The sequence below is a fragment of the Luteococcus sp. H101 genome (assembly GCF_038433155.1).
In the GTDB taxonomy this organism is placed as follows: Bacteria; Actinomycetota; Actinomycetes; order Propionibacteriales; family Propionibacteriaceae; genus Luteococcus.
On the sequence record NZ_JBCDMW010000007.1, the window covers coordinates 151,546 to 175,318 of the forward strand.

Here is a 23,773-nt window from a genome sequence, read left to right on the forward strand (position 1 = left end):
CCACCCGGTCAGGTGGCGTCCTCGGCCGGGGCCGCGAACTGGCTCTGGTAGAGCTCGTGGTAGTGGCCTCGGGCCGCCAGCAGCTCGTGGTGGCTGCCCTGCTCCACAATCGCACCGTCCGCCATCACCAGGATCAGGTCGGCGTCGCGGATGGTGCTCAGCCGGTGGGCGATCACGAAGCTGGTGCGGTTGGCTCGCAGCGCCGTCATGGCGTGCTGCACCAGCACCTCCGTGCGGGTGTCGACGGAGCTGGTGGCCTCGTCCAGGATCAGCATCGCCGGGTCGCTGAGGAAGGCCCGGGCGATGGTTATCAGCTGCTTCTCGCCCGCCGAGACATTGGACCCCTCCTCGTCGATCATCGTGTCGTAGCCGTCGGGCAGCGAGTGCACGAAGCGGTCCACATAGGCGGCGGTGGCGGCCTCGACGATCTCCTCTTCGGAGGCGCCGGGGCGGCCATAGGCGATGTTGTCCCGGATAGTGCCGCCGAACAGCCAGGTGTCCTGCAGCACCATGCCCATCCGGTCGCGCAACTCGCGTCGAGGCACGGTGGAGATGTCCACCCCGTCCAGGGTGATCCGGCCGCCCTGCAGCTCGTAGAAGCGCATCAGCAGGTTCACCAGGGTGGTCTTGCCGGCACCCGTCGGCCCGACGATGGCCACGGTCTGGCCCGGCTCGGCCACCAGGTTGAGGTCCTGGATCAACGGCCGGTCCGGCAGGTAGCGGAAGTCGACGTGGTCGAAGACCACTCGGCCCTGGGTGGGGGTGACCAGGCTGCCGTTGGCCTCCGCGGACTGTTCCGGGGCGTCCAGCACCTGGAAGACCCGCTCCGCGGAGGCGACGCCGGACTGCAGTAGGTTGCTCATGCTGGCCACCTGGGTGACCGGCTGGGTGAACATCCGGGAGTACTGGATGAAGGCGGTGACGTCACCCAGCCGCATGGAGCCCGAGGCCACCTTCAACCCGCCGATCACGGCGATGGCCACGTAGTTCAGGTTCCCGACGAAGAACATCACCGGCATGATGATGCCGCTGATGAACTGGGCCCCGAAGGCGCTGCGGAACAGGCCGTCGTTGTGCTGCGCGAAGACCGCCTCCACCTCCTTCTGGCGGCCGAAGGTCTTGACCAGGGCATGCCCGGAGTAGGCCTCCTCGATGTGGCCGTTCAGTTCGCCGGTGGACTTCCACATCTGGGCGAAGAGCTTCTGTGAGCGCTTGCCGATCACGCCGGCCAGCACCCCGGAGATCGGGATGATCAGCAGCGTGACCAGGGCCAGCTGCCAGCTCACCCAGAACATCATCACCAGCACACCCACCAGGGTGAGCAGCGCGTTCAGCAACTGGGAGAGGGTCTGCTGCAGGGTCTGGGAGACATTGTCGATGTCATTGGTGACCCGGCTGAGCAGCTCGCCACGGGGCTGCTTGTCGAAGTAGCTCAGCGGCAGCCGGTCCAGCTTGGCGCTGACCTCCTGGCGCATGCGGTAGATCGAGCGCTGCACCGCGCCATTGAGCAGCCAGCCCTGCAGGAAGCCCAGCAGGGAGGCCGCGACGAACAAACCCAGCGCCAACAGCAGGATTCGGCCCAGCCGGTCGTAGTCGATCCCCTGGCCCACCACCACGTTCATCGTCTGCACCATGTCCGCCATGTCACCCTGGCCGGCGGCGCGCATCTTCTCCACAATCACGCCGATCGGGGTGCCGGCCGGGGCCTGCGCACCCAGCGCCTTGCCCAGCACGCCGGCGAAGATCACGTCGGTGGCCCGGCCCAGGATCTTGGGGCCCACCACATTGGCCAGCACGCCGACGGCAGCCATCAGCACGGTCAAGCCGATCAGTGTGCGCTCGGGACGCAGGTGGCCCAGCAGGCGCTTCAGGGAGACACCGAAGTTGACCGGCTTCTCCCCGCCGATCTGCATTCCCATCGGCCCCTGCGCGCGGCCGCCGTGTTTGGGGCGCTGGGGGGCGGCCTGGTTGTCCACAGCCAGGGCCGCTTGCTGGTCCGCGTTCAGGGTCTCGTCGTCTTCGGGTGCGTCGACCTGCGCGCGCTTGCTCATGCTGCCTCCTCGGCGCTCAGCTGGGAGTCGACGATCTCGCCATAGGTGGGGCAGCTCGCCAGGAGCTCGTCGTGGGTGCCGCGGCCGACGATCCGGCCGTCCTCCAGCACCAGGATCTGGTCCGCCTCGCGGATGGTGCTGACCCGCTGGGCGACGATCAGCACCGCCGCCTCCCGGGTTCTGCTGGCCAGCGCGGCCCGCAGCCGGGCGTCGGTGGCGACGTCCAGGGCGCTGAAGGAGTCGTCGAAGACATAGATTCCGGGCTCCTTGACCAGCGCCCGGGCAATCGAGAGGCGCTGCCGCTGGCCGCCGGAGACATTGGTGCCGCCCTGGCTGATCGGGGCCGCCAGCTGGCCGTCCATCTGCCGCACGAAGTCCGCGGCCTGGGCGGTCTCCAGAGCCTGCCAGAGTTCCTCGTCGGTGGCGTCGGGCTTGCCGTAGCGCAGGTTGGAGGCGACGGTGCCGCTGAACAGGTAGGGCTTCTGCGGCACCAGGCCGATCCGGGCCCACAGGGTGTCCGGGTCCAGCTCCCTGACGTCGACGCCGTCCACCAGCACCTGGCCGCCGGTGGCGTCGAAGAGCCGGGGGATCAGGTTGACCAGGGTGGACTTGCCGGAGCCGGTGGAGCCGATGACGGCGGTGGTGCGGCCGGGGGCCAGGGCGAAGCCGATCTGGCTCAGCACCGGGGCCTCGGCCCCGGGGTAGGTGAACTCCACGTCGCGCATCTCCAGCACGCCGCGGCCGGCCAGCTGGGTGATGCCGTTGGCCGGGGGCACGACGGTGCTCTCGGTGGTCAGCACCTCCATGATCCGGCCGGCGCAGACGGCCGCGCGGGGCGCGAAGACCAGCATCATGGTGGCCATCATCACGCTCATCAGGATCTGCATCAGGTAGGTGAGGAAGGCGGTCAGCTGGCCCACCTGGATGTGCCCGTCGGCAATCCGGTGCCCGCCGAACCACATCACGCCCACCGAGCCCAGGTTCATGATCAGCATCACGAACGGGAACATGACGGCCATGTGCCGGCCCAGGCTGGTGGTGGTGCTGGTCAGCTGGGCGTTGGTGCGCTCGAACCGGGCCGCCTCGTGCGGCTCGCGGACGAAGGCGCGCACCACCCGGATGCCGGTGATCTGCTCCCGCAAGACCCGGTTCAGGTCGTCGATCCGCCGCTGCTGGATGCCGAACAGCGGGGTGACCCGCCAGATCAGCAGGCTGACCCCGGCGCCCAGGGCCAGCACGGCGGCCACGATCAGCCAGCTCATCCCGGGATCCTCCCGGACCGCCATGAAGACACCGCCGACCATGGTGATCGGGGCGCTGATCATCATCACGCAGGTCATCAGCACCAGCTGCTGCACCTGCTGCACGTCATTGGTGGTGCGGGTGATCAACGACGGGGCGCCGAACTGGTTGAGCTCGCGGGAGCTGAAGCCCAGGACGCGGTGGAAGACGGCGTCGCGCACATCGCGGCCGAACTGCATGGCGGCACGGGCCCCGAACCAGGTGGCGGCCACCTGGGCCAGCACCTGGGCCAGGCTCACGCCCAGCATCCAGACACCATGCACCCAGATGTAGTGGGTGTCGCCGCGGGCCACGCCCTGGTCGATGATCCTGGCGTTCAGGTTGGGCAGGTACAGCGAGGCAATGGTGGCGACGAGTTGCAGCACCAGCACCACCGCGATCAAGCCCCAGTAGGGCTTGATGTAGCGGTTGATGAGTTTGATCAGCACAACCGCCAAGGGTACGCGCTACTTCACCAGCCCCATGCCGTAGAGACCCACCGAGATCTTCTCCGCCAGGTCCACCGTGCGGATCGACGGGGTGAGGTCGGCCCCCTGCACCGTGACGAACTGCTCCTGGGTGACCGCCTTCATCCTGGCGGTGGAGGAGTTCTTCATCAGGGTCGAGATCTTGCCGGGTGCGAACTCCTCCGGCTCACCCTTGCGGTCCAGGCTGGCGATCACGATCACGTCCGGGTTCTTCTTGGCGATCTCCTCCCAGCTGGCCGTGACCCACTGCTCCTTGCGGTCGCCGTAGACATTGGTCAGGCCCAGGTGGTCGCTGACGAACTGGGCGGGCCCGGTGCCACCCGCCACCCGGGGCTCGTCGCTGCCGGAGAACCAGAACAGCACCGTGGGCTTCTTGCTGGCGTCGGCCTTGACCACCGAGTCCAGTCGCTTGGTCAGGTCGGCCACCAACTCGGTGCCCCGCTGCGGCACACCATGGATGGTGGCCAGGTCATTGACCTCCTGGTAGACCTCCTTCATCTGGAATTTGGTCTTCCGGGGGCCCGACGCCGATTCGCCATTGGGATTCTGCCCGCCCTGGCAGCCGGTGGAGGAGAGGTAGACCGGCACCTTCTTGGCGGCGTACTGCCGCAGGGTGCCGCCGGTCTCCGCGCTCAGGCTCTCCGCGAAGGAGGCGGTGACCAGGTCCGGCTTCTTGGCCAGCACGGCGCTCATGGTCGGCGTCTCCCGGCTCAGCCGCGGCACGGACTGGTTGTCCTTGGCGACGGGGGACAGCACAGTGTCGGTCCACCCGCCGGTGCCGACCATCCGGTCTGCCAGACCCAGGGTGAGCAGCAGCTCCGCCGAGGCCTGATCCAGGGCAACGGTGCGCTGCGGGGGCTTGGTGACCCGCAGCGGAAGCCCGCAGAAGGTGACGGTGGCCGGGTAGCGGGTCTTGGCCTGCGGCGTCGAGGCATTGACGGTATCCGGAAGCCCGGTCGAGGAATTGGTTGGCAGCCGGGTGGCGTCGGAGGAGCAACCGGCCAGGGCGAGACCGCCGGTGAGGCCGAGCGCGGTGAGGAGTCGAACGGAGCGGAGCATCTGGTTCTTTCGGTGGGCACGGACGCGGATACGAGCTCGATTCGGGGGTACCCGCAGGCTACCGGATTCCAGGTCACACGCAGACCGCCGCCAAGGGGGCCCGAAGGGGGCCTCCCTGGCGGCGGGATGGTGAGTGTGGGGTGGGTGGCTCAGTACTGCTGCCGGTCAAGACCGGTCTGGACAGCACCGTCCTCAGTGCCCAAGTGGTTGCCGTCAGAATCGCGGCCGTGGTCCCCGCGGACCTCGAACTCGCCCTCACCCAGCTCGACCTCGCCGCCCTCGCGCTGCTGGTAGGGGTTGATCGGGATCTGCGCGGTGTCGGTGACCGGCTCGCTCTGGCCCGGCTCGTCGCGCCCGAAGTCGCTGGCGCTCTCCCGGGCTTCGACGGTCACCGCGGCGTCGCGGACGCGGTCGGCCTGGCTGTCGTCCTGCCGCGGCTCGCCGACCGACTCGATCGGGTCGGGCGCGATGTCGTCGCCGGTGGGCTGGGCGTCCAGGTTGGGGGCAGTCTCCGGGGTCGGATCCTGGTCCGCGTCGGGCGCGAAGCTGTTGTTGTCGCTCATGGTTCTTCCTCCTGGCAGATGGCTGGTGAAGCGTGGAGCTCCCTCCACGCTAGGAGAGCCGGCGCGGGCCCGGACAGTCTTTACGCGCTTCGCGGAATGTCGGGGCGGGCGGATAGGCTGTGCCGGTGAGCCAGAACAACCAGCCCCAATCCGCCAGCCCCGCCGTCGAGGGCCCCTCCGTCTCCGAGCAGGTGCAGGTCCGGCGGGACAAGCGGGAGCGCATCCTGGCCGCCGGGCACCAGGCCTACCCGGCCGACCTCCGCCGTAGTCACACCCTGGCCGAGGTGCGCGAATGGGAGCAGAAGCTGCCCGAGCCCGGCGATGCGGACCACGAGACCGAGGTCACCATTGGCGGCCGGGTGGTCTTCATCCGCAACACCGGCAAGCTGGCCTTCGCCACCCTGCAGGACGGTTTCACCCACGACAACTCCGGCGAGCGTCTACAGGTGATGCTCAGCCTGGCGGAGGTTGGGGAGGAGGCGCTGGTCGCCTGGAAGAGCGACGTCGACCTGGGGGACTTTGTCTGGGTCCGCGGCCGGATCGAGCGTTCCCGGCGCGGTGAGCTGTCCGTGATGGCCGCCGAGTGGCGGATGGCCGCCAAGGCGCTGCGTCCGCTGCCCACCCTGCACAAGGAGCTGTCCGAGGAGGCCCGGGTCCGGCAGCGCTATGCCGACCTGGTGGTGCGCCAGGAGGCGCGGGACATGGTGCGCACCCGGGCCGCCATCTACCAGGCCATCCGGAGCACCCTGGACGGGCAGGGCTTCCTGGAGATCGAGACCCCGACCCTGCAGCTGGTGCACGGCGGCGCGGCGGCCCGTCCGTTCAACACCCACCTCAATGCCTTCGACATCGACATGACGCTGCGGATCGCGCTGGAGCTCTACCTCAAGCGCGCCATGGTGGGCGGCGCGGACCGGGTCTACGAGATGGGCCGGATCTTCCGCAATGAGGGGATCGACTCCTCGCACTCGGCCGAGTTCAGCATGCTGGAGGCGTACATGAGCTGGGGAGACCAGTTCACCATCGCCGACGTCATCAAGGACGTCATCATGGCCGCCGCCGAGGCCACCGGTATCCACCAGATCGAGACCGACAAGGGCACCATCGACCTGGACGGCGAGTGGCGCTGGCTGAGCTTCTACCCGGGACTGTCCGAGGCGCTGGGGGAGACGATCACCGTCGAGACCCCGGCGGAGCGGCTGATCCAGCTGTTGGAGGAGCGGGAGATCGATCACGACCCGAAGTGGGCTCCCGGCAAGCTCGCGATGGAGCTCTTCGGTGAGGTGGTGGAGCCGACGCTCATCAACCCCACCTTCGTCTGCGACTACCCGGCCATCGCCCAGCCGCTGGCCCGTCCGCACCGCAGCGAGCCCGGCCTGGTGGAGGCCTGGGACCTGATCATCGGCGGCATGGAGCGGGGGACCGGCTTCACCGAGCTGGTGGACCCCGTGGTGCAGCGGGAGGTGCTCACCGCGCAGTCACTGGCCGCCGCGGCCGGAGACCCCGAGGCGATGCAGCTGGACGAGGACTTCCTCAATGCCCTGGAGTTCGGTTGCCCGCCGATGGGCGGCCTGGGCCTGGGGATCGACCGGCTGGTGATGCTGTTCACCAATGCCGGGATCCGGGAGACCATCCTCTTTCCGCTGCTGAAGCCGCAGGGCTGAGCCTGGGGAGTCGTGCGAGCGGAGGCGTAGCCGCAGCGAGCCCGTGTGTTTACTTCCACATGGTGGCGATGCCGAAGGCCGACATCATCAGGGCCATCCCGATCAGCACATTCCAGTTGCCCAGCTCCCGCATCCCCGGGATCTTGTCCCCGGCGATGTAGAAGACCACCAGCCAGGCGACGCCCAGCAGGCCGGTGATGCAGAAGGCCCACGGGACCCAGGCGGTGCTGCGGGTGGCGGTGTACCGTTCGCGGTCCCGACGGCTGGCGGCCAGTTCCTGCTTGGCCTCCACCTTCTGCTTGGTGGCGGCGGATTTGCGAACCTTCGACTCGGGCAAGACCTTCTCCTGGGCTGATTTCGGCTGATCGGCGGGGGCCGATCCACTGCCGGTAGCCTAGTTCACGTGCCGCCCAAAGCCCCAGCCCGCCGCCGCAGCCTGCCGATGCGGCTGGCCACCCTCGCGGTGATGATGGTGGTGGGGCTGATGATGGTGGTGGGCGCGCAGGTCAGCGGCGGCCGGGACCTGCGGCCGGACCGCAATGATGACCTGGCGGGTCTGGTGCGCAGCCAGTCGCAACGCAATGTGGAGCTGACCCGGGCGGTGACCGCCCAGCGGGCCGAGGTGGAGGAGCTCTCCGTCCGGGAGGCAGCCGCCTCGGACACGGACCGGGACCTGTTGACCGCCGCGGCCCAGGTGGCGGCCCTGACCCCGGTGAAGGGACCGGCGGTCCGGGTGACGCTCACCGACGCCCCGCTGAGCGTCAAACCGCTCAACCTCGACGAGGACCTGCTGGTGGTGCACCAGCAGGACATCCAGATGGTGGTCAACGTGCTCTGGTCCGCGGGGGCGGAGGCGATGACCATCCAGGGGCAGCGGGTGAGCTCGCTCACCGGGATCAAGTGCGTCGGCAACACGGTGGTGCTGCGCGGCGTGCCCTATGCCCCGCCCTATCAGATCACCGCCATTGGGGACCCGCAGCGGCTGACCGCGGCGCTGGCCGACAGTCACGAGGTGGCGGTCTACCAGCAGTACGTCGACGCCTACCGGCTGGGCTGGAAGCAGGAGCGTCTGGCCAGCGTCACCATGCCCGGCTACTCGGACGCCCTGGATCTCAACCGGGCGACGGTGGACCGGTGAGCCCGGCGGGTCGGCCAGAATGGTCGGCATGGCCCGCATCCTGGTGATCGACAACTACGACAGCTTCGTCTACAACCTCGTGCAGTACCTGGCGCAGATCGGCGCCGAGGTGGAGGTCTGGCGCAATGACGACCTGCGCTTCTTCGTCGACGGCGTCTTCACCGACGCGTGGGCCGAGGGCTTCGACGGGGTGCTGCTCTCGCCCGGGCCGGGCACCCCACAGGAGGCCGGGGTGTGTATCGACGTGGTGCGTCGGCTGGCCGGCCGCAAGCCGATCTTCGGGGTCTGCCTGGGGCTGCAGTCGATGGCGGTGGCTTTCGGTGGCTCCGTCGGGCCCGCCCCGGAGCTGCTGCACGGCAAGGTGAGTCAGGTCTTCCACCAGCACGACGGCGTGTTCGCGGACCTCGACAGCCCGATCGCCTGCACCCGCTACCACTCGCTGGCCATCCAACCGGAGACCCTGCCGGACTGCCTGGCGGTCACGGCCCGCACCGAGTCCGGCGTGATCATGGGCGTGCGGCACCGGGAGTTCGCCTGCGAGAGCGTGCAGTTCCACCCCGAGAGCGTGCTCACCCAGGGCGGCCACCAGATGCTGGGCCGCTGGCTGGCCGAATGCGGGGACACCGACGCCCCGCACCGGGCGGCGGGACTCAGCCCCCTGATGAGGCTGGCCGGCTGATCAGGGGGTCTTGCTGGCGGTGGCGGCGGGCGGAGCGCTGCTGGCCGTGCTGCTCGGCTTGCTGCTGGGCGCCGTCGACTCCGCCACGTACTTGCCCACCCCGATCGCGACGGTGCTGCCCCACGGGGCCTGGCCACCGGCCGGGTTCTGGTTGAGCACCTTGCCCTGCTCGGCCTGGTTGTGGGTCTCGGCCTGGTTCACCTGCACCGCGAAGCCGGCGGCTTCCAGGGCGGCCTTCGCGGCCGCCTGGTCCTGGTTGGTGACATTCGGCACGTCCACCAGGTCTTCGGCCGGCGTCTCGGACTGGGTGGCCGACGGGCTGGCGCTGGCGGAGCTGGCGGTCTGGGTGGGGGCCGGCACCGGCTCCGGCTTGACGTACTCGCCGATGGTGATGGTGACCGTCGCGGTGCGGTCGGCCTGCTGACCGGCTGTCGGATCCTGCCGCTGCACCTTCTGGTCCTGGGACTGGTCGGTGACGTCGATCTTCTCGACCGTGACGTCCTTGAAGCCGGCCGCGGCGGCGGCCTTCTTGGCCTCCTCCTCGGTCAGGCTGCCCAGGTTCGGCATCGTGGACTTGCCGGTGGCCAGGAAGAGCACCACCTTCTGCTCCGCGGGCACGACGTCGGCTCCGGGCGCCGGGTTGGAGGTGACCACCTGACCCTTGGTGAAGTCCAGGTGCTCCTTCTCCTGATCGGCGCTGGCCGTCTTGGCGGAGATGTTGCCGGCGGTGAAGCCGGCCTCGGTCAGGGCCTTGCGGGCCTCGTCCTCGGTCATCCCCGTGATCGCGGTGGGGATCTTGTTGGTCTGCGGGCCGTCGTTGACGGTGATGGTGACGGTGGAGCCCTTGCGGGCCTCCTGGCCCTGGTTCGGGTCCTGCTCGGTCACCTGGCCGATGGTGGTGGTGTCCTTGAGGTTGGTGTGCACGGCCTTGGCCTGGAAGCCGGCGGTGCTGAGTTCCTGGGTGGCCGATTCCTCGGTCTGGCCGGTGACCTGGGGCACCGCGGCCATGTCCGGATCGGTGGGATTGCGCAGGAAGACATAGGCGCTGATCCCGCCCAGGGCCAGCAGGGCCAGCAACAACAGGGCGATGATCCAGCCCACCAGCGAGCGCTTCTTCGGGTCCTCCTCCACCACTTCCTCGTCGACGGGGTCCTCGACGGGGGTGGCGCTGGCGGCGCTCGCGGCCGAGGTGGCGCTGGTGGCCGTGGACGGGGTGGGCACCAGCTCGGTGGCGGCATTCGGGTCCACCGTCGTGGCCGGTACCACCGGCACCGGGGGCACCATCGCCTGGACGGTCTCCCCATTCAGCAGGCGGGCGATGTCGTCGCGCATCTCGCGCGCGGTCTGGTAACGGTCCGCCGGGTCCTTGGCCAGGGACTTCAGCACGATGGCGTCCATTGCGGGCGTCAGCTCCGGGTCCAGCGTCGACGGCGGCACGGGGGCCTCGCGGACGTGCTGGTAGGCGACGCTGACCGGCGAGTCCCCGGTGAAGGGTGGCCGGCCGCAGAGCAGCTCGTAGAGCAGGCAGCCCGACGAGTAGATGTCGGAACGGTTGTCCACCGTTTCACCGCGGGCCTGCTCGGGGGAGAGGTACTGCGCGGTGCCGATCACGGCCGCGGTCTGGGTCATGGTGGCCGAGGTGTCCGCGACGGCCCGGGCGATGCCGAAGTCCATCACCTTCACCTGGCCGGTGGGGGTGAGCATCACATTGGCGGGCTTGATGTCGCGGTGGATGATGCCGGCCTTGTGGCTGGTGCCCAGCGCGTCCAGCACCCCTTGGGTCCACTCGAAGGCCTTCTCGGGGCGGATCGGCCGGTCGGCCCGCAGCAGGTCTCGCAGGGTGTGGCCCTCCACCAGCTCCATCACGATGTAGGGCACCGCGACGCCGGTCTTCTGGTCGGCTTCCTCGCCGGTGTCGTAGGTGGAGACGATGTTGGGGTGGTTCAGGCCCGCCGCGGACTGCGCCTCGCGGCGGAAGCGGGCCTGGAAGGTGGGGTCGGTGGCCAGGTCAACCCGCAGCCGCTTGAGCGCCACCTCGCGCCCGAGCCGCACGTCCATGGCCCGCCAGACCTCGGCCATGCCGCCGCGCCCGATCACCTGGTCGAGCTGGTATCGCCCGCCGAGCACCGTGCCGTGCTGGGTCATCGGGACATTCCTTTCGGTCGGTCGGCATGAGGGACGTCAGAACAGGCAGGCCACCATTGTGCCGCGCCAACCTGACCGTGGCATGAGAACGCACTCATCTCAGGGCCTCCACCACCTGGGCGAAGACCGGCCCGGCCAGGGCGCCGCCCGCGATGTCGCTGCGCTGCACCTGGGCGTCCTCGATGAACACGGCGATCGCCACGTCGGGGTCCTGCGCGAAGCCGACGAACCAGGCATAGGGCGGGCGCTTGGGATCGGACTGGGCGGTACCGGTCTTGCCGCCGATGGTGACGCCGCTGACCTGGGCGCGACGGCCGGTGCCGTCCTCCACCACGTGCACCATCATCTGCTGCAGCGCCTTGGCATTCTCCTCGCTCATGGCCCGCTGCAACTTCTTGCCGTCATTGCTGGTCAGCACCGACAGGTCCGGGTTGCGCACCTCCTTGACCAGGTAGGGCTGCATCACCTGGCCGTCGTTGGCGATGCCCGCGGCCACCACCGCCATCTGCATCGGCGACGCAGCCACCTCGAACTGGCCGATCGCGCTCATCGCGGTCTGCGGCTTGTCCGGGTTGGCGGGGAAGCGGCTGGCCACCGGGTTGAGGTCGCCCTCCAGCGACGCGTCGAAGCCGAACTTCTGGGCCTGGCTGCGCAATGCGTCGGCGCCCAGCTCCAGCCCGAGATTGGCGAAGGCGGTGTTGCAGGAGACCTGCAGCGCGTGGTCGATGGTGGAGTTGGCGCCGCCGCAGTCCACCTCGTTGGTCAGCCTGGTGGAGCTCTGCGGCAGGGTCAGCGACGCCGGGGAGGCCACCCGGCTGTCCGCAGCCTTGCCGGCCTCCAGCGCTGCGGCAGCGGTGACCAGCTTGAAGGTGGAGCCGGGCGGGTAGACCTCCTTGGTGGCCCGGTTGCTCAACGGCCGGGAGCTGTCCGCATTCAGTTTCTTCCACGCGGTCTGCGCGGCCTTGAGGTCCGTGGTGGCCAGCTCATTGGGGTCATAGGTGGGCTTGCTGACCAGGGCCTTGATGGCGCCGGTGCGGTAGTCGATGGCGACGACGGCGCCGGTGCGGCTGCCCAGGGCCTCACTGGCGGCCCGCTGGGCCTTGGCGTCCAGAGTGGTCTGCAGGGAACCTCCGGCGGGCTTGGAACCGGTCAGGCTGTCCATCAGCCGGGTGAAGAACTGGCTGTCGTCGGTGCCGGAGAGCTGGGTGTTGTAGCTGGACTCCAGCCCGGCCCGGCCGAAGTCATAGGAGTAGTAGCCGGTCACCGGGGCCCACAATGGCCCGTCGGCATAGCTGCGCTTGTACTTGAAGCGGCCGCTGTTGGGCTTGGTCTGGGCAATCGGGCCGTCGCCCACCAGGATCGCACCGCGCTCCATGGCGAACTCGGCGTCCCGGGTGCGACGGTTGCGTGGATCCGCGTCCAGGGAGTGGTCCCGGGCCACGGTCAGGTAGCTGGCATTGGCCAGCAGCGCGAAGAACATCAGGGCGGCCACCAGCGCCACCCGTCGGATGGGACCGTTCATGCCTGCCCCCTGGTGACCGGGATCTGCAAGGTGTCCTCGTTCTCGAAGCTGGCCTCGAAGCCGTCGACGCTGGTGGGTGGGGCGGTCACGCCGGGGCGGCGGGCCTGGTGGCTGATCACCAGCAGGATCCCGACGATCACCCAGTTGGAGATCAACGCGCTGCCGCCCTGGCTCATGAAGGGCGTGGTCAGGCCGGTCAGCGGCAGCAGCCGGGTGACGCCGCCGATGATCGCGAAGACCTGCAGCGCAAAGACGAAGCCCAGGCCGCAGGACAGCAGCTTGCCGAAGGCCTCGTGCGCGGCCAGCGCCATCCGCAGGCTGCGGAAGACGATGACGGCATAGATCATCACGATCCCCATCAGGCCGATGATGCCCAGTTCCTCGCCCAGGGCGCCGGCGATGAAGTCGCTCCAGGCCAAGGGGGTCTGGCCGGGGCGGCCCAGCCCCCACCCGCGGCCGGTCAGCCCGCCCCAGGCGTAGCCGAACTGGGCCTGGATCACCTGGTAGTTGGCCTCGTAGTCCTCGAAGGGGTGCAGCCAGGAACCCACCCGCACCTTGACGTGTCCGGTGAACTGGTAGGCCAGCAGGCCGCCGACGCCGATCATCAGGATGCCCAGCACCGCCCAGCCGGCCTTCTCGGTGGCGATGTAGATCATCACCACGAACAGGCCGAAGAAGAGCATCGAGGTGCCCAGGTCATTCTGGAAGACGAGCACCGCCAGGGCGGCCAGCCACATGATGGCGATCGGCCCCAGGTCTCGCAGCCGGGGGAAGTCGATCCCGGCGAAGCGTCGGCCGGCCAGGGCCAGCACCTCCCGGTGGTCGGTGAAGTAGCCGGCGAAGGCGATGGCCAGCACCACCTTGGCAACCTCGGCCGGCTGGAAGGAGTAGCCCGCCACCCGGATCCAGATCCGCGCGCCGTACTGGGACACGCCCAACCCGGGCACCAGCGGCAGCAGGAGCAGCACCAGACCGGTCAGGAAGAGCAGGTAGGGGAAGCGTTGCAGGCGTCGGTGGTCCCGTAGCCAGACCACCACGACGGTGAACAGGATCATTCCCAGGACGGTCCACATCACCTGGGTGTCGGCCCGGTGCAGGGCCGGCTTCTCCGGCAGCGGGATCTGGTCGATCCGATGGATCATCGCCAGGCCCAGCCCGTTCAGGGCCAGCACACACGGCAGGATCAGCGGGTCCGCATAGGGCAGCTTCCAGCGCACGACGAGGTGCAGCGCCAAGCCCAGGCCAACCCAGCCGCCCACCACCACCGGCCAGTTGGCCGGTATGGAGCCGGTGAGGTTCAGGTGGGTGAGGGCCCAGCCCGCCAGCCCGAAGGTCAGGGCGAACAGGTCCATGAAGAGTTCGACATTGCGCCGGCGTCGGTAGACATAGCGCACGGTGTTCAGGCCGTCGCGAACTTCGGCGCTCATCAGCAGCCCTCCAGTTCGGCCGGGGCGGACGCGGAGGGGCTGGCGCTGGCGCTGGCAGGGGCGGTGGCGCTGGCCGAGAGCGAGGCGGCGGGGGCGGTGGGTTGGGTACTGGCCTGGGCGCGCTTGCGGATGCACGCGTCGGCCCGCGCCTGCAGCTGCGCGACGGTGGTGTGCGCGGCCTCCAGGTCAGCGACGGGGATGGTGGTGCGCACCTGTTGCTGGAAGAAGACCGGCAGGTCGGTCACCCGGATGGTGGACGGCTCGGCCACCTCCCCCAGCTGGACACCCAGGATCTCGCCGGGCAGGCCGCGGAAGATCGCCACCTGGTCATCCTGCTCGCCGACGAAGTACTGGGTGCGGCTGTACTGCCAGGCACCGTAGCCGCCGCCACCCAGCAGCAGCGCGATCCCGGCCAGCAGGCCGACCCCGGTCAGGATCGGCTTGCGGATGCCACCCTTGGGGGCATAGCGGTGGGCCTCGGCCTCGCTCAGCACCCGTCGGTCCGGTTCTTCCACGACGCGTTCCCCGGTGGCGTGCGGCTCGGGGACCAGGTCCTGTTCGTCCAGCACCAGACCCACCAGGGTGTGCTCCTCGATCTCGGGCACCTCGCCGTCCAGCGCCGCGCCCACCACCACCGAGTCCCCGGCCGCCAGCACCGGGTCCTCGGGTGCGACGTCGGCCAACAGGATGGTGATGTTGTCGGCGCCGCCGCCGCGGTGCGCGGCCAGGACCAGCTCGGACATCGCCTCGTCCAGGTCCGGGCACTCCACCAGGATCTCGCGGATCACCTCGTCGGGGACGAAGCCGCACAGCCCGTCGGAGCAGAACAACAGGCGGTCATCCAGCTGCAGGTCCACCCGGTCCAGGTCCGGCTCGTGGGTGCCCTGGCCGTTGAGCACCTTCAGCAGCAGCGAACGGTGCGGGTGGTGGGCCGCCTCCTCGGGGGTGATCTTGCCCTCGTCGATCAGGGACTGCACCCAGGAGTGGTCATGGGTGAGGCGGTGCAGGACGCCGCCCCGCAGCAGGTAGCCGCGGGAGTCGCCCAGGTGGATCAGGCCCAGCTCGGTTCCGGTGAACAACCCGCCGCAGACCGTGGTGCCCATCCCGTCCAGCGCCGGATCGGCCTGCACCAGGTCCGCGATGGTGTGGTTGGCCCGGCTGAGCGCGCCCGCCAGCACCTCGGCGGTGTCCTCGATCGGGTGGTGGCCGTCGGACTTCAGGATCTCCCGGATGGCGACGGTGGAGGCCAGGTCCCCGGCCGCCGCACCACCCATCCCGTCGGCCACCATCAGCATCGTGGGGGAGGCGTAGCCGGAGTCCTGGTTGTTGCGGCGGACCAGGCCGACTTCGGAATGCGCACGGAAGTCGAGCGAGAAGGTCATCTCAGGGCTCCAGCCTCAACTGGGTCCGCCCGATCCGGATCAGGTCGCCCGGGCCAACCCGGGTGGGCTGGGTGATCTGCACCGCGTTCACATAGGTGCCATTGGTGCTGTTCAGATCTTCCAGCACCCAACTGCCGTCGGCATCCGGACGCAGGATGGCATGCCGGGAGGAGGAGAAGTCGTCGTCGATGACGATGGTGGAGCTGGGGGCGCGCCCGATGCCCATCACGCCCTCCAAGGGGCAGATCGTGCCCTTGCTGCGGCCCTCGGTGATCACCAGTTGCCGGGCGATCTCGGGCCGGCCGGGCCCGGGGGCGGTCTGGGCGGCGGAACGCTGTTTGCGCCCGAACCGACGGCGTCCCGGGGTGGCCTCGGACTGGGGACGCTCACCGAAGATGTCGGTGCGGATCACACCGGCGGCCAGCGCGATGAAGACCCAGATCAGGGCCAGGAAGCCGATTCGGAGGGTGGCGACGAGGAATTCTGGCAAGAGTCACGCCCCAACCGGCGAGTGCACCAGCATCCGGGTGGAGCCGATCTCGATCCGCGAGCCGTCGTCCAGCTGGGCCTGCTTCACCTTGGAACCGTTCACGATGATGCCATTGGTGGAACCCAGGTCCTCAATGCTGATCTCGATGTCGTCGCCGGTGCCACGGACGTGGATCTGGGCATGCCGACGGGAGACGCCCGGGTCATTGATCCGCAGGTCGGCCTCGGAGCCGCGGCCGATCAGCAGGCCGGGGGCGGTCAGCGGGTGGCGCACCCCGTTGACCTCCAGCACCAGGGTGGAGCGGCGGATCATGGTGGTGGACGCCGGGCCGTCGGCCTGCTGGATCCCCGCCACGGCGGCGCTGCTGACGGTGAACCGACCGGTGGGCAGTTGAGGCGCCAGCTCGTAGGCGATGGAGATCGGGCCGTTGAAGACATAGTGCCGGTCGGCGGCGTGCTCCCGGAGCTCCGGGACGATCTCACTGGTCAGGGTCTTGGAATAGGGCACCAGGTGGTCGTAGTCGTGCTGGCTGAGCTGCACCGTGAACTCATTGGGCACCAGCCGCTTGTCCCGGCTGAGCAGCTTGGCCTCGGCGTCCAGCTCGCGCTGCAGGCGTGCGGCGATCTCCACGGGTTGCACGTCACCCTTGAAGGCGCGCGCGAAAACACCGTTGACGGCACCCTCGATCTTGTTCTCGAACCGATCGAACAGTCCCATCTGCCCTCCTTGGGTCTCATTCACGCGTCTCACACGTCTGGCTCGCTCGATCCTACCGGGGATGGGCGGATGCCCCTACATCCGTCGGTCTGACTGGGATGTCGGACCACGGAGGCAGGGGCATCAACCGTCGTGCCCGGTCAGCCCAGCAGCTCCTGGAGGCGCTGTTCGGCCGGGGGCGGGGTGAAGCCCGCGGCGATGATCTTGTCCAGCTTCAACGCGCTGTGCGTCGGGCGGGGCGAGACCAGCTTGCCGGCGGTGTACTCCTCGGTGCTGACCGGGGTGACGTCGTCGGTCGGCTTGCCGCACAGCTCGAAGACCCGCTTGGCGATGTCGGCCCAGGACTGCACCTCGCCGGTGTTGGTGAGGTTGTAGGTGCCCGGTGCGGCCCCGGAGTCCAGCAGGTGCACGATCCCGGCGGCCAGGTCGGCGGTGAAGGTGAGCCGCCCGTGCTGGTCCGCGACGACGGTGGGCTTGACCCCCTTGGCGGCCAGGTCCGCCATGATGCCGACGAAGTTCTTGCCGCCGCCGATCACCCAGCTGGTGCGCACGATCCAGTGCCGCGGCAGGGTGGCGACGATCGCGTCGGCGGCCGCCTTGGTCTGGCCGTAGACGCCCAGCGGGCTGAAGGCCTCGTCCTCGTCGTGCTCCTCGACGGTGCCGTCAAAGACGTAGTCGGAGCTCACGTGCGCCAGCCGCATCCGGCGCTCCCGGCAGACCTCGACGAGGTTCTGCACGGCATGCACATTGGCGGCCCAGCAGTCCTTGCGGCCCTGCTCGGTCTCGGCCTGGTCGACGGCCGTGTAGGCGGCCGCATTGATGATGGTGCCCACGCCATTCCAGTTGTACGCCTGCACGGCATCGCGGTCGGCCAGATCCAGCTCGTTGCGGTCGATGCCGGTGGCGTCGGGCAACAGGGCCATCAGTGACTGGCCCAGCTGACCCTTGGCGCCGAGCACCACGGTGCGGGCGGGCTTCATCGGGGTGACGTCGGCCAGCCGCGGGTGCTGCTTGTCCGCGTCGCTGATCTCGGCCTGGTCCAGACCGATCGGCCACGCGATGGCGGCGGTCTCGTCGGCCAGGTTGAGGTAAGTGTACTGGCTGCGGGCCTCGGGGCTCCAGTGGTCATTGACCAGGTAGGTGTAGGCGGTGCCGTCCTCCAGCGCCTGGTAGCCATTGGCCACGCCGCGGGGCACGAAGACCGCCGTCTCGGGGCCCATCTCCAGGCTGAAGGTGGCGCCGAAGGAGTCGCCCTCGCGCAGGTCAACCCAGGCGCCCATGATCCGGCCGGTGGCCAGGCTCACGTACTTGTCCCACGGCTCGGCGTGCAGGCCACGGGTGGCGCCCCTGGCGTTGTTGAAGCTCATGTTGTTCTGCACTGGACCGAAGTCGGGCAGGCCCAGGGCAACCATCTTCTGCCGCTGCCAGTTCTCCTTGAACCAACCGCGGTTGTCTCCGGGCATGGGCAGGCTGATCACCAGCAGACCGGGAATCGGGGTCTGCTGGACGGTGAGTTCAGTCATCTGGTTACTGCCCCGCCTTCTGGTACTTGGCCTCGGTGGCCTCCTTCATGGGGCGCCACCAGCTCTCATTGGCCGCGTACCAGTCGATGGTGGCCTTCAGACCGGACTCGAAGTCCGAGTACTTCGGCTGCCAGCCCAGCTCACGGACCAGCTTGGAGTTGTCGATCGCGTAGCGCAGGTCATGGCCGGGCCGGTCGTTGACGTGGTCGAAGTCGTCGGCGTCCTTGCCCATCAGCGTGAGGATGAGCTGGATCACCTCCAGGTTGTTCTTCTCCCCGTTGGCGCCAATCAAGTAGGTCTGGCCCGAGACACCCCGGTTGATGATCTCCAGCACCGCCGAGTTGTGGTCGTCGACGTGGATCCAGTCCCGCACGTTCTGGCCGGCGCCGTACAGCTTGGGCCGGATCCCGCACAGCACATTGGTGATCTGGCGCGGAATGAACTTCTCCACGTGCTGGTAGGGCCCGTAGTTGTTGGAGCAGTTGCTCAGCGTCGCGGTGATCCCGAAGCTGCGCACCCAGGCCCGGACCAGCAGGTCGCTGCCAGCCTTGGTGGACGAGTACGGGCTGGACGGGTTGTAGGGGGTGTTCTCGGTGAACTTGGCCGGATCGTCCAGCTCCAGGTCCCCGTAGACCTCGTCGGTGCTGATGTGGTGGAAGCGCTTGCCGTGCTTGCGCACCGCCTCCAGCAACGTGAAGGTGCCAATCAGGTTGGTCTTGATGAACGGCGACGGATCATTGAGCGAATTGTCGTTGTGGCTCTCGGCGGCGAAGTGCACGACGATGTCGGCGTCGGCCACCAGCTTGTCCACCAGGGCGGCATCACAGATGTCGCCCTCCACAAGCTCGAAGCGGTCGGCCGGGAGCCCGTCCAATGACGAGCGGTTTCCTGCGTAGGTGAGGGCATCGATGACGGTTACGGAATGGTCGGAGTTAGCCAGCAGGTACCGCACAAAGTTGCTGCCGATGAACCCCGCTCCACCGGTACACAAAATGTTGGACATGGGTCGCAGCCTACCGGCCGTGGTGATTTTGCGTCCCGGCCGCAAGCCCGGCGGAGGCTGCGGGTGAGCCGACGTCGATGTCAGACTGGCGCCATGTACGGAATCATTCTCGCCGGGGGGTCCGGGACTCGACTCCATCCCATCACGATGGCCAACAGCAAGCAGCTGGTGCCCGTCTACGACAAGCCGATGATCTACTACCCGCTGTCCACGCTGATCTTCGCGGGCATCCGGGACATCCTGATCATCACCACACCGCACGAGGCCGACGGCTTCAAGCGCCTGCTGGGCGACGGTTCCCAGTTCGGCGTCAACCTCAGCTACGCGGTCCAGCCCGAGCCCAAGGGCCTGGCCCAGGCCTTCACCATCGGCGAGGACTTCGCCAAGGGCCAGAAGGTCTGCCTGGTGCTGGGTGACAACATCTTCTACGGCTCGGGTCTGGGCACCCGGCTGAACCGCTTCGCCGACATCGACGGTGCCGCCGTCTTTGCCTACTGGGTTGCACATCCCGAGGCCTACGGCGTCGTCGAGTTCGACGAGAACCAGATGGCGCTCTCCCTGGAGGAGAAGCCCAAGCAGCCCAAGAGCCACTACGCCGTGCCCGGCCTGTACTTCTACGACGAGGACGTGATCGAGATCGCCAAGTCCTTGAAGCCGTCGGCCCGCGGCGAGTACGAGATCACCGACGTCAACCGGATCTACCTGGAGCGCCAGAAGCTGCAGGTGGAGGTGCTGCCCCGCGGCACCGCCTGGCTGGACACGGGAACCTTCGACTCCCTCAACGACGCCGGCAACTTCGTGCGCACCATCCAGGCCCGGCAGGGACTCCAGGTTGGCTGCCCCGAGGAAGCCGCCTGGCGCCTGGGCTTCCTGTCCGACGACGAGCTGCGACAGCGCGGCGAGAAGCTGGCCAAGTCCGGCTACGGCGACTACCTGATTGGCCTGCTCGACAACCGGTGAATCGCCTGAGCATCTGCTGAACGATGAATTACGGCAGGTGAACAGCAAGCCTTCAGAAAGCTGCCCCAACGTCAGGGTTGGGGCAGCTTTCTGCTTTCCCGAGCTCACTCCAGGGTGTTCACCAGCGAGTGCGCGGCCCGGGTGAGGTAGTCCCGCAGGGCGGCGTCGTGCTCCGGTTGCAGAGCCAACTCGTCGAGGCTGGTCAGCATGTAGCGCAGCCAGGTGTCGCGCTCGGTGGGTGTGATCCGGAAGACGTTGTGCCGCAAGCGCAGCCGAGGGTGCCCGCGGTTGGCCTGGTAGGTCTTGGGCCCGCCCCAGTACTGCTCCAGGAAGGTGCGCAGCCGCTCCTCGGCCGGCCCCAGGTCTTCCTCCGGGTAGAGCGCGCGGAACTCCGGGTCCTCGGCCACCTGCTGGTAGAAGCGCGCAACAAGGCGCTCGAAGGTCTGGTGCCCGCCCACGGCGTCGTAGAAGTTCTGGCTCATGCAGCCATTCTGACCAGACTTTCGACGCCTCTGGTGTGAGGTTCGTCACATTTGTTAGCGTTGGCGGGGTCAGCCGACGCGGGCGTCCGGCGCCCCCGACCAGTGGAGTCAGAGTGGACCTCTACGAGTACCAGGCACGGGAATTGTTCGAGGAGCACGGCGTTCCCGTGCTGCGGGGCGTGGTGGCCACCAGCCCCGAGCAGGCGCGGGCCGCGGCCGAGGAGTTGGGTGGTGACCTTGTGGTGGTCAAGGCCCAGGTGAAGACCGGCGGCCGGGGCAAGGCCGGCGGGGTGAAGGTGGCCAAGAGCCCCGACGAGGCGGCGTCGGCCGCGGAGCAGATCCTGGGCCTGGACATCAAGGGGCACACCGTGCGCACCCTGATGGTGGCCGAGGGTGCCGACATTGCGGAGGAGTACTACTTCTCGCTGCTGCTGGATCGCTCGGAGCGCCGCTACCTGGCGATGTGCTCGCGCGAGGGCGGGATGGACATCGAGCAACTGGCCGAACAGCGCCCTGAGGCATTGGCCAGGGTCAGCGTCGATCCGCTGGTGGGGATCGACGGCGAGGTGGCCGGCGAGACCCTGGAGGCCGCCGGTTTCGGGGTCCGCGATGCCGTGCGGATCGCGCCGGTGCTGAAGCGGCTGTGGGAGGTCTACCGGGATGAGGACTGCACGCTGGTGGAGGTGAATCCGCTGGTCAAGACCGGCGACGGCACAATCCTGGCGCTGGACGGCAAGGTCACCCTGGATGGCAATGCGGATTTCCGGCATCCCGAGCACGAGCGCTTCGTCGACGTCGATGCCACCGATCCGCTGGAGATCCGGGCCAAGGAGAAGGGCCTGAACTACGTCAAGCTCGACGGCAGCGTCGGGGTGATCGGCAATGGCGCCGGGCTGGTGATGAGCACCCTGGACGTGGTGGCGGCCGCGGGCGAGGACCTGCCCGGGCAGCCGCGGCCGGCCAACTTCCTGGACATCGGCGGCGGCGCCAGTTCGGCCGTGATGGCCAATGGGCTGGAGATCATCCTGTCCGACGAGCAGGTGAAGAGCGTCTTCGTGAACGTGTTCGGTGGGATCACCGCCTGCAATGAGGTGGCCAATGGGATCGTCGCGGCCCTGACCCAGCTGGGGGACCGGGCGTCGAAGCCGCTCGTGGTGCGGCTGGACGGCAACTCCGTCGAGGTGGGCCGGGCGATCCTGGCCGAATACGACCATCCGCTGGTCACCGTCGTCGAGACCATGGACGAGGCCGCCCGCAAGGCCGCGGAGCTGGCCGCCGGCGTCCAGAGCGAGAACTGAGGAGTGCTGCCATGTCCATCTTCCTGAACCACAGCTCGCGGATCATCGTGCAGGGCATGACCGGCGGCGAGGGGCGCAAGCACACGCAGCGGATGATCATGTCGGGCTCCCGGATCGTCGGCGGCGTGACTCCCGGCAAGGCGGGGGAGTCCGTGCGCTTCGAGGAGAACCCGGTGCCCGTCTTCGATTCCGTGGCCGACGCCAGGCGGGAGACCGGGGCCAATGTGTCCGTGCTCTTCGTGCCCGCCGCACACGCCGCGAAGGCCGTCGAGGAGGCGATCGAGGCCGAGATGGAGTTGGTGGTGTGCATCACCGAGGGGATTCCGGTGGGCGACACCGCGCGTTTCCACCGGTTGGCCGAAGGGAGCGCGACACGGTTGATTGGCCCCAACTGCCCGGGCCTGATCTCACCCGGCAAGTCCAATGCCGGGATCATCCCCGCGACGATCGCCGGGCCGGGCCGAATCGGGCTGGTCAGCAAGTCCGGCACGCTGACCTACCAGATGATGTACGAGCTCCGGGAGTTCGGGTTCTCCACCTGCGTGGGGATCGGCGGTGACCCGATCGTCGGGACCACGCACATTGACTGCCTGGAGGCCTTCCAGGAGGATCCGGAGACCGACGCGATCGTGATGATCGGGGAGATCGGTGGCGACGCGGAGGAGCGCGCCGCGGCCTACATCCAGGAGCACGTCACCAAGCCGGTGGTGGGCTATGTCGCTGGCTTCACCGCGCCCGAGGGCAGGACCATGGGGCATGCCGGGGCGATCGTCTCCGGTTCCGCCGGAACCGCCGCCGCCAAGAAGGAGGCGCTGGAGGCCGCCGGCGTGCAGGTGGGCCGGACCCCGTCGGAGACCGCTGCCCTGATGAAGCAGGTGATGCGCGGGCTGTGAGCCCGCGCACCACCCGTCGCGCGGCGTTCAGCAGGTCCTCTTGCCAGCCTTGCTGGGCTTGTAGGTGCAGCTGGCCAGCACCGAGCGGCCCTTGAGCAGCTGGGCGGTGTCGCCGCTGTTGTTCCAGACGTAGCCCACGTGACCCCTGCTGGTGGTGCCCTTCACGCCGAGGTTGAAGTAGAGGTGGGTGGCGCTGTTGCGACCCTGGCCGCTGTGCAGGATCACCTGCGCGCCCGGCTTGAGGGTGAAGCCCTTGGGAAAGGTGAAGCTGTGCTTGTTCTTGCTGTCGCGCACCACCCAGCCGGTCAGCACGACCTTCTGCCGGGAGGTGTTCTTGACGGTGATGTACTCCCGGTTCCAACCGGCGTTGTTCGGGGCGTCCTTGCCCGCGGGGTCCGCGACCCAGGTGGTGAAGCGCACGCTGCTGGCGGCGTCAGCGGGGGTGGCTGCGACGGTCAGCGGGGCGAGGGCGAGGCCCGCGATCAGCAGGGGCGAGAGGGCGCGACGGCGCATGATGGCTCCGAGTTGTTGAAGGAGACATCATCATATGACTGAGACGAAGGTCCAGAAGTGTCGGGGGTGGGCTTCCCGGGTGGGTCATGGCAGCTCTTCAGGACGCCCGTCCCGGGGTCGAGCAGGCTCGATGTGCACGGTTCGGCAAAGCTGTGCTATCTTTTTCGAGCTGCGTTCGACGGAACAAGTTCCGGAGAACAAGGTGATGCGCGAGTGGCGGAATGGCAGACGCGCTGGCTTCAGGTGCCAGTGTCCCTTGGGACGTGGAGGTTCAACTCCTCTCTCGCGCACATCAGATGAAGGCCCCGGTCCAATGGATCGGGGCCTTCATCGTGTCCGTGCACCGTACCCGCAAGGGCGGGTTCTGCGGGTTAGCGGCAGAAATGTGTGTATGGCTTCGGGCGTGTCATGGTCGCCAGCGGCCGGCCCAGCCTTTCTGGATGCCGTTGCCGTCTTCCCAGCTGAAGTTGGTGCCGGGTTGTGGGCCGAGGGGTT

Annotated in this window: 21 protein-coding genes and 1 tRNA gene; 7 read left to right on the forward strand and 15 right to left on the reverse strand. The window is 68.5% G+C overall.

From position 1 onward, the window contains the following. Positions 1–8: 8 nt before the first annotated feature. The 4 genes from AAEX60_RS02400 to AAEX60_RS02415 form a co-directional block, all read right to left on the reverse strand. Positions 9–2,051, reverse strand: a complete 2,043-nt coding sequence (locus AAEX60_RS02400) for an ABC transporter ATP-binding protein (RefSeq protein ID WP_342100904.1) — start codon at positions 2,049–2,051, stop codon at positions 9–11. After that, entirely contained in the window at positions 2,048–3,781 is a 1,734-nt protein-coding gene (locus AAEX60_RS02405; protein ID WP_342100906.1) for an ABC transporter ATP-binding protein, read from the reverse strand. Before AAEX60_RS02405 ends, AAEX60_RS02400 begins: the two co-directional genes overlap by 4 nt. A gap of 18 nt (positions 3,782–3,799) precedes the next feature. Continuing rightward, positions 3,800–4,879, reverse strand: a complete 1,080-nt coding sequence (locus AAEX60_RS02410; RefSeq protein ID WP_342100908.1) for an ABC transporter substrate-binding protein — start codon at positions 4,877–4,879, stop codon at positions 3,800–3,802. Positions 4,880–5,028: 149 nt separating this feature from the next. Then, on the reverse strand, positions 5,029–5,442 hold the full coding sequence (locus tag AAEX60_RS02415; protein ID WP_342100911.1) for a hypothetical protein: 414 nt from the start codon (positions 5,440–5,442) through the stop codon (positions 5,029–5,031). A gap of 191 nt (positions 5,443–5,633) precedes the next feature. On the opposite strand from AAEX60_RS02415, the gene lysS reads away from it, so the two are divergent. Next, positions 5,634–7,106, forward strand: coding sequence for a lysine--tRNA ligase (lysS, locus tag AAEX60_RS02420; protein ID WP_342100956.1), 1,473 nt, complete (start codon positions 5,634–5,636; stop codon positions 7,104–7,106). A gap of 49 nt (positions 7,107–7,155) precedes the next feature. On the opposite strand, the gene AAEX60_RS02425 is transcribed toward lysS, so the two are convergent. After that, positions 7,156–7,443, reverse strand: a complete 288-nt coding sequence (locus AAEX60_RS02425; protein WP_342100913.1) for a cell division protein CrgA — start codon at positions 7,441–7,443, stop codon at positions 7,156–7,158. A 66-nt stretch (positions 7,444–7,509) separates the two neighbouring features. Here AAEX60_RS02425 and AAEX60_RS02430 point away from each other — a divergent pair, with 66 nt between their 5' ends. Together AAEX60_RS02430 and AAEX60_RS02435 are read left to right on the forward strand one after the other, a co-directional pair. After that, on the forward strand, positions 7,510–8,244 hold the full coding sequence (locus tag AAEX60_RS02430; protein ID WP_342100917.1) for a DUF881 domain-containing protein: 735 nt from the start codon (positions 7,510–7,512) through the stop codon (positions 8,242–8,244). A 28-nt stretch (positions 8,245–8,272) separates the two neighbouring features. After that, complete coding sequence (locus AAEX60_RS02435; protein ID WP_342100920.1) at positions 8,273–8,923, forward strand: aminodeoxychorismate/anthranilate synthase component II; 651 nt, start codon at positions 8,273–8,275, stop codon at positions 8,921–8,923. On the opposite strand, the gene pknB is transcribed toward AAEX60_RS02435, so the two are convergent. The 8 genes from pknB to rfbB all read right to left on the reverse strand — a co-directional run bounded on the left by pknB (position 8,924) and on the right by rfbB (position 19,132). Beyond that, positions 8,924–11,068, reverse strand: a complete 2,145-nt coding sequence (pknB, locus tag AAEX60_RS02440; protein ID WP_342100921.1) for a Stk1 family PASTA domain-containing Ser/Thr kinase — start codon at positions 11,066–11,068, stop codon at positions 8,924–8,926. It lies immediately after the preceding gene. A gap of 94 nt (positions 11,069–11,162) precedes the next feature. Beyond that, on the reverse strand, positions 11,163–12,590 hold the full coding sequence (locus tag AAEX60_RS02445; RefSeq protein WP_342100922.1) for a peptidoglycan D,D-transpeptidase FtsI family protein: 1,428 nt from the start codon (positions 12,588–12,590) through the stop codon (positions 11,163–11,165). Next, positions 12,587–13,942: an FtsW/RodA/SpoVE family cell cycle protein gene (locus AAEX60_RS02450; protein ID WP_446721237.1), complete on the reverse strand. Its 1,356-nt coding sequence runs from the start codon at positions 13,940–13,942 to the stop codon at positions 12,587–12,589. Before AAEX60_RS02450 ends, AAEX60_RS02445 begins: the two co-directional genes overlap by 4 nt. 74 nt (positions 13,943–14,016) lie before the next feature. Further along, on the reverse strand, positions 14,017–15,399 hold the full coding sequence (locus AAEX60_RS02455) for a PP2C family protein-serine/threonine phosphatase (RefSeq protein ID WP_342100925.1): 1,383 nt from the start codon (positions 15,397–15,399) through the stop codon (positions 14,017–14,019). A gap of 1 nt (position 15,400) precedes the next feature. Continuing rightward, the gene (locus tag AAEX60_RS02460) at positions 15,401–15,889 is read right to left on the reverse strand and encodes an FHA domain-containing protein FhaB/FipA (protein WP_342100926.1); all 489 of its coding nucleotides are present in this window, start codon (positions 15,887–15,889) and stop codon (positions 15,401–15,403) included. 3 nt (positions 15,890–15,892) lie between these two features. Then, positions 15,893–16,606: a DUF3662 and FHA domain-containing protein gene (locus AAEX60_RS02465; protein ID WP_342100927.1), complete on the reverse strand. Its 714-nt coding sequence runs from the start codon at positions 16,604–16,606 to the stop codon at positions 15,893–15,895. Between the two features lie 140 nt (positions 16,607–16,746). Next, positions 16,747–18,129 carry a bifunctional dTDP-4-dehydrorhamnose 3,5-epimerase family protein/NAD(P)-dependent oxidoreductase gene (locus AAEX60_RS02470; RefSeq protein WP_342100929.1) on the reverse strand — a complete coding sequence of 461 codons (1,383 nt, stop codon included), beginning with the start codon at positions 18,127–18,129 and terminating at the stop codon, positions 16,747–16,749. Between the two features lie 4 nt (positions 18,130–18,133). Further along, a complete protein-coding gene (gene rfbB / locus AAEX60_RS02475) occupies positions 18,134–19,132 on the reverse strand; it encodes a dTDP-glucose 4,6-dehydratase (RefSeq protein WP_342100930.1) in 999 nt (332 codons plus the stop codon). 93 nt (positions 19,133–19,225) lie between these two features. On the opposite strand from rfbB, the gene rfbA reads away from it, so the two are divergent. Then, the gene (gene rfbA, locus AAEX60_RS02480) at positions 19,226–20,092 is read left to right on the forward strand and encodes a glucose-1-phosphate thymidylyltransferase RfbA (RefSeq protein WP_342100931.1); all 867 of its coding nucleotides are present in this window, start codon (positions 19,226–19,228) and stop codon (positions 20,090–20,092) included. 104 nt (positions 20,093–20,196) lie between these two features. Here rfbA and AAEX60_RS02485 read toward each other — a convergent pair whose 3' ends face one another. After that, positions 20,197–20,574 (reverse strand): globin, encoded by a 378-nt coding sequence (locus AAEX60_RS02485; protein ID WP_342100932.1) that lies wholly within the window; start codon positions 20,572–20,574, stop codon positions 20,197–20,199. 113 nt (positions 20,575–20,687) lie between these two features. Between AAEX60_RS02485 and sucC the strand changes: the two genes are divergently transcribed. Both sucC and sucD read left to right on the forward strand, forming a co-directional pair. After that, entirely contained in the window at positions 20,688–21,872 is a 1,185-nt protein-coding gene (sucC, locus tag AAEX60_RS02490) for an ADP-forming succinate--CoA ligase subunit beta (RefSeq protein ID WP_342100935.1), read from the forward strand. Between the two features lie 11 nt (positions 21,873–21,883). After that, on the forward strand, positions 21,884–22,765 hold the full coding sequence (sucD, locus tag AAEX60_RS02495; protein ID WP_342100936.1) for a succinate--CoA ligase subunit alpha: 882 nt from the start codon (positions 21,884–21,886) through the stop codon (positions 22,763–22,765). A 27-nt stretch (positions 22,766–22,792) separates the two neighbouring features. Here the strand turns inward: sucD and AAEX60_RS02500 are convergent, their stop codons facing one another. Next, on the reverse strand, positions 22,793–23,278 hold the full coding sequence (locus AAEX60_RS02500) for a lamin tail domain-containing protein (RefSeq protein WP_342100938.1): 486 nt from the start codon (positions 23,276–23,278) through the stop codon (positions 22,793–22,795). A 207-nt stretch (positions 23,279–23,485) separates the two neighbouring features. Between AAEX60_RS02500 and AAEX60_RS02505 the strand changes: the two genes are divergently transcribed. Continuing rightward, positions 23,486–23,568 (forward strand) — tRNA-Leu (locus tag AAEX60_RS02505). The last annotated feature ends 205 nt before the right edge of the window (positions 23,569–23,773 follow it).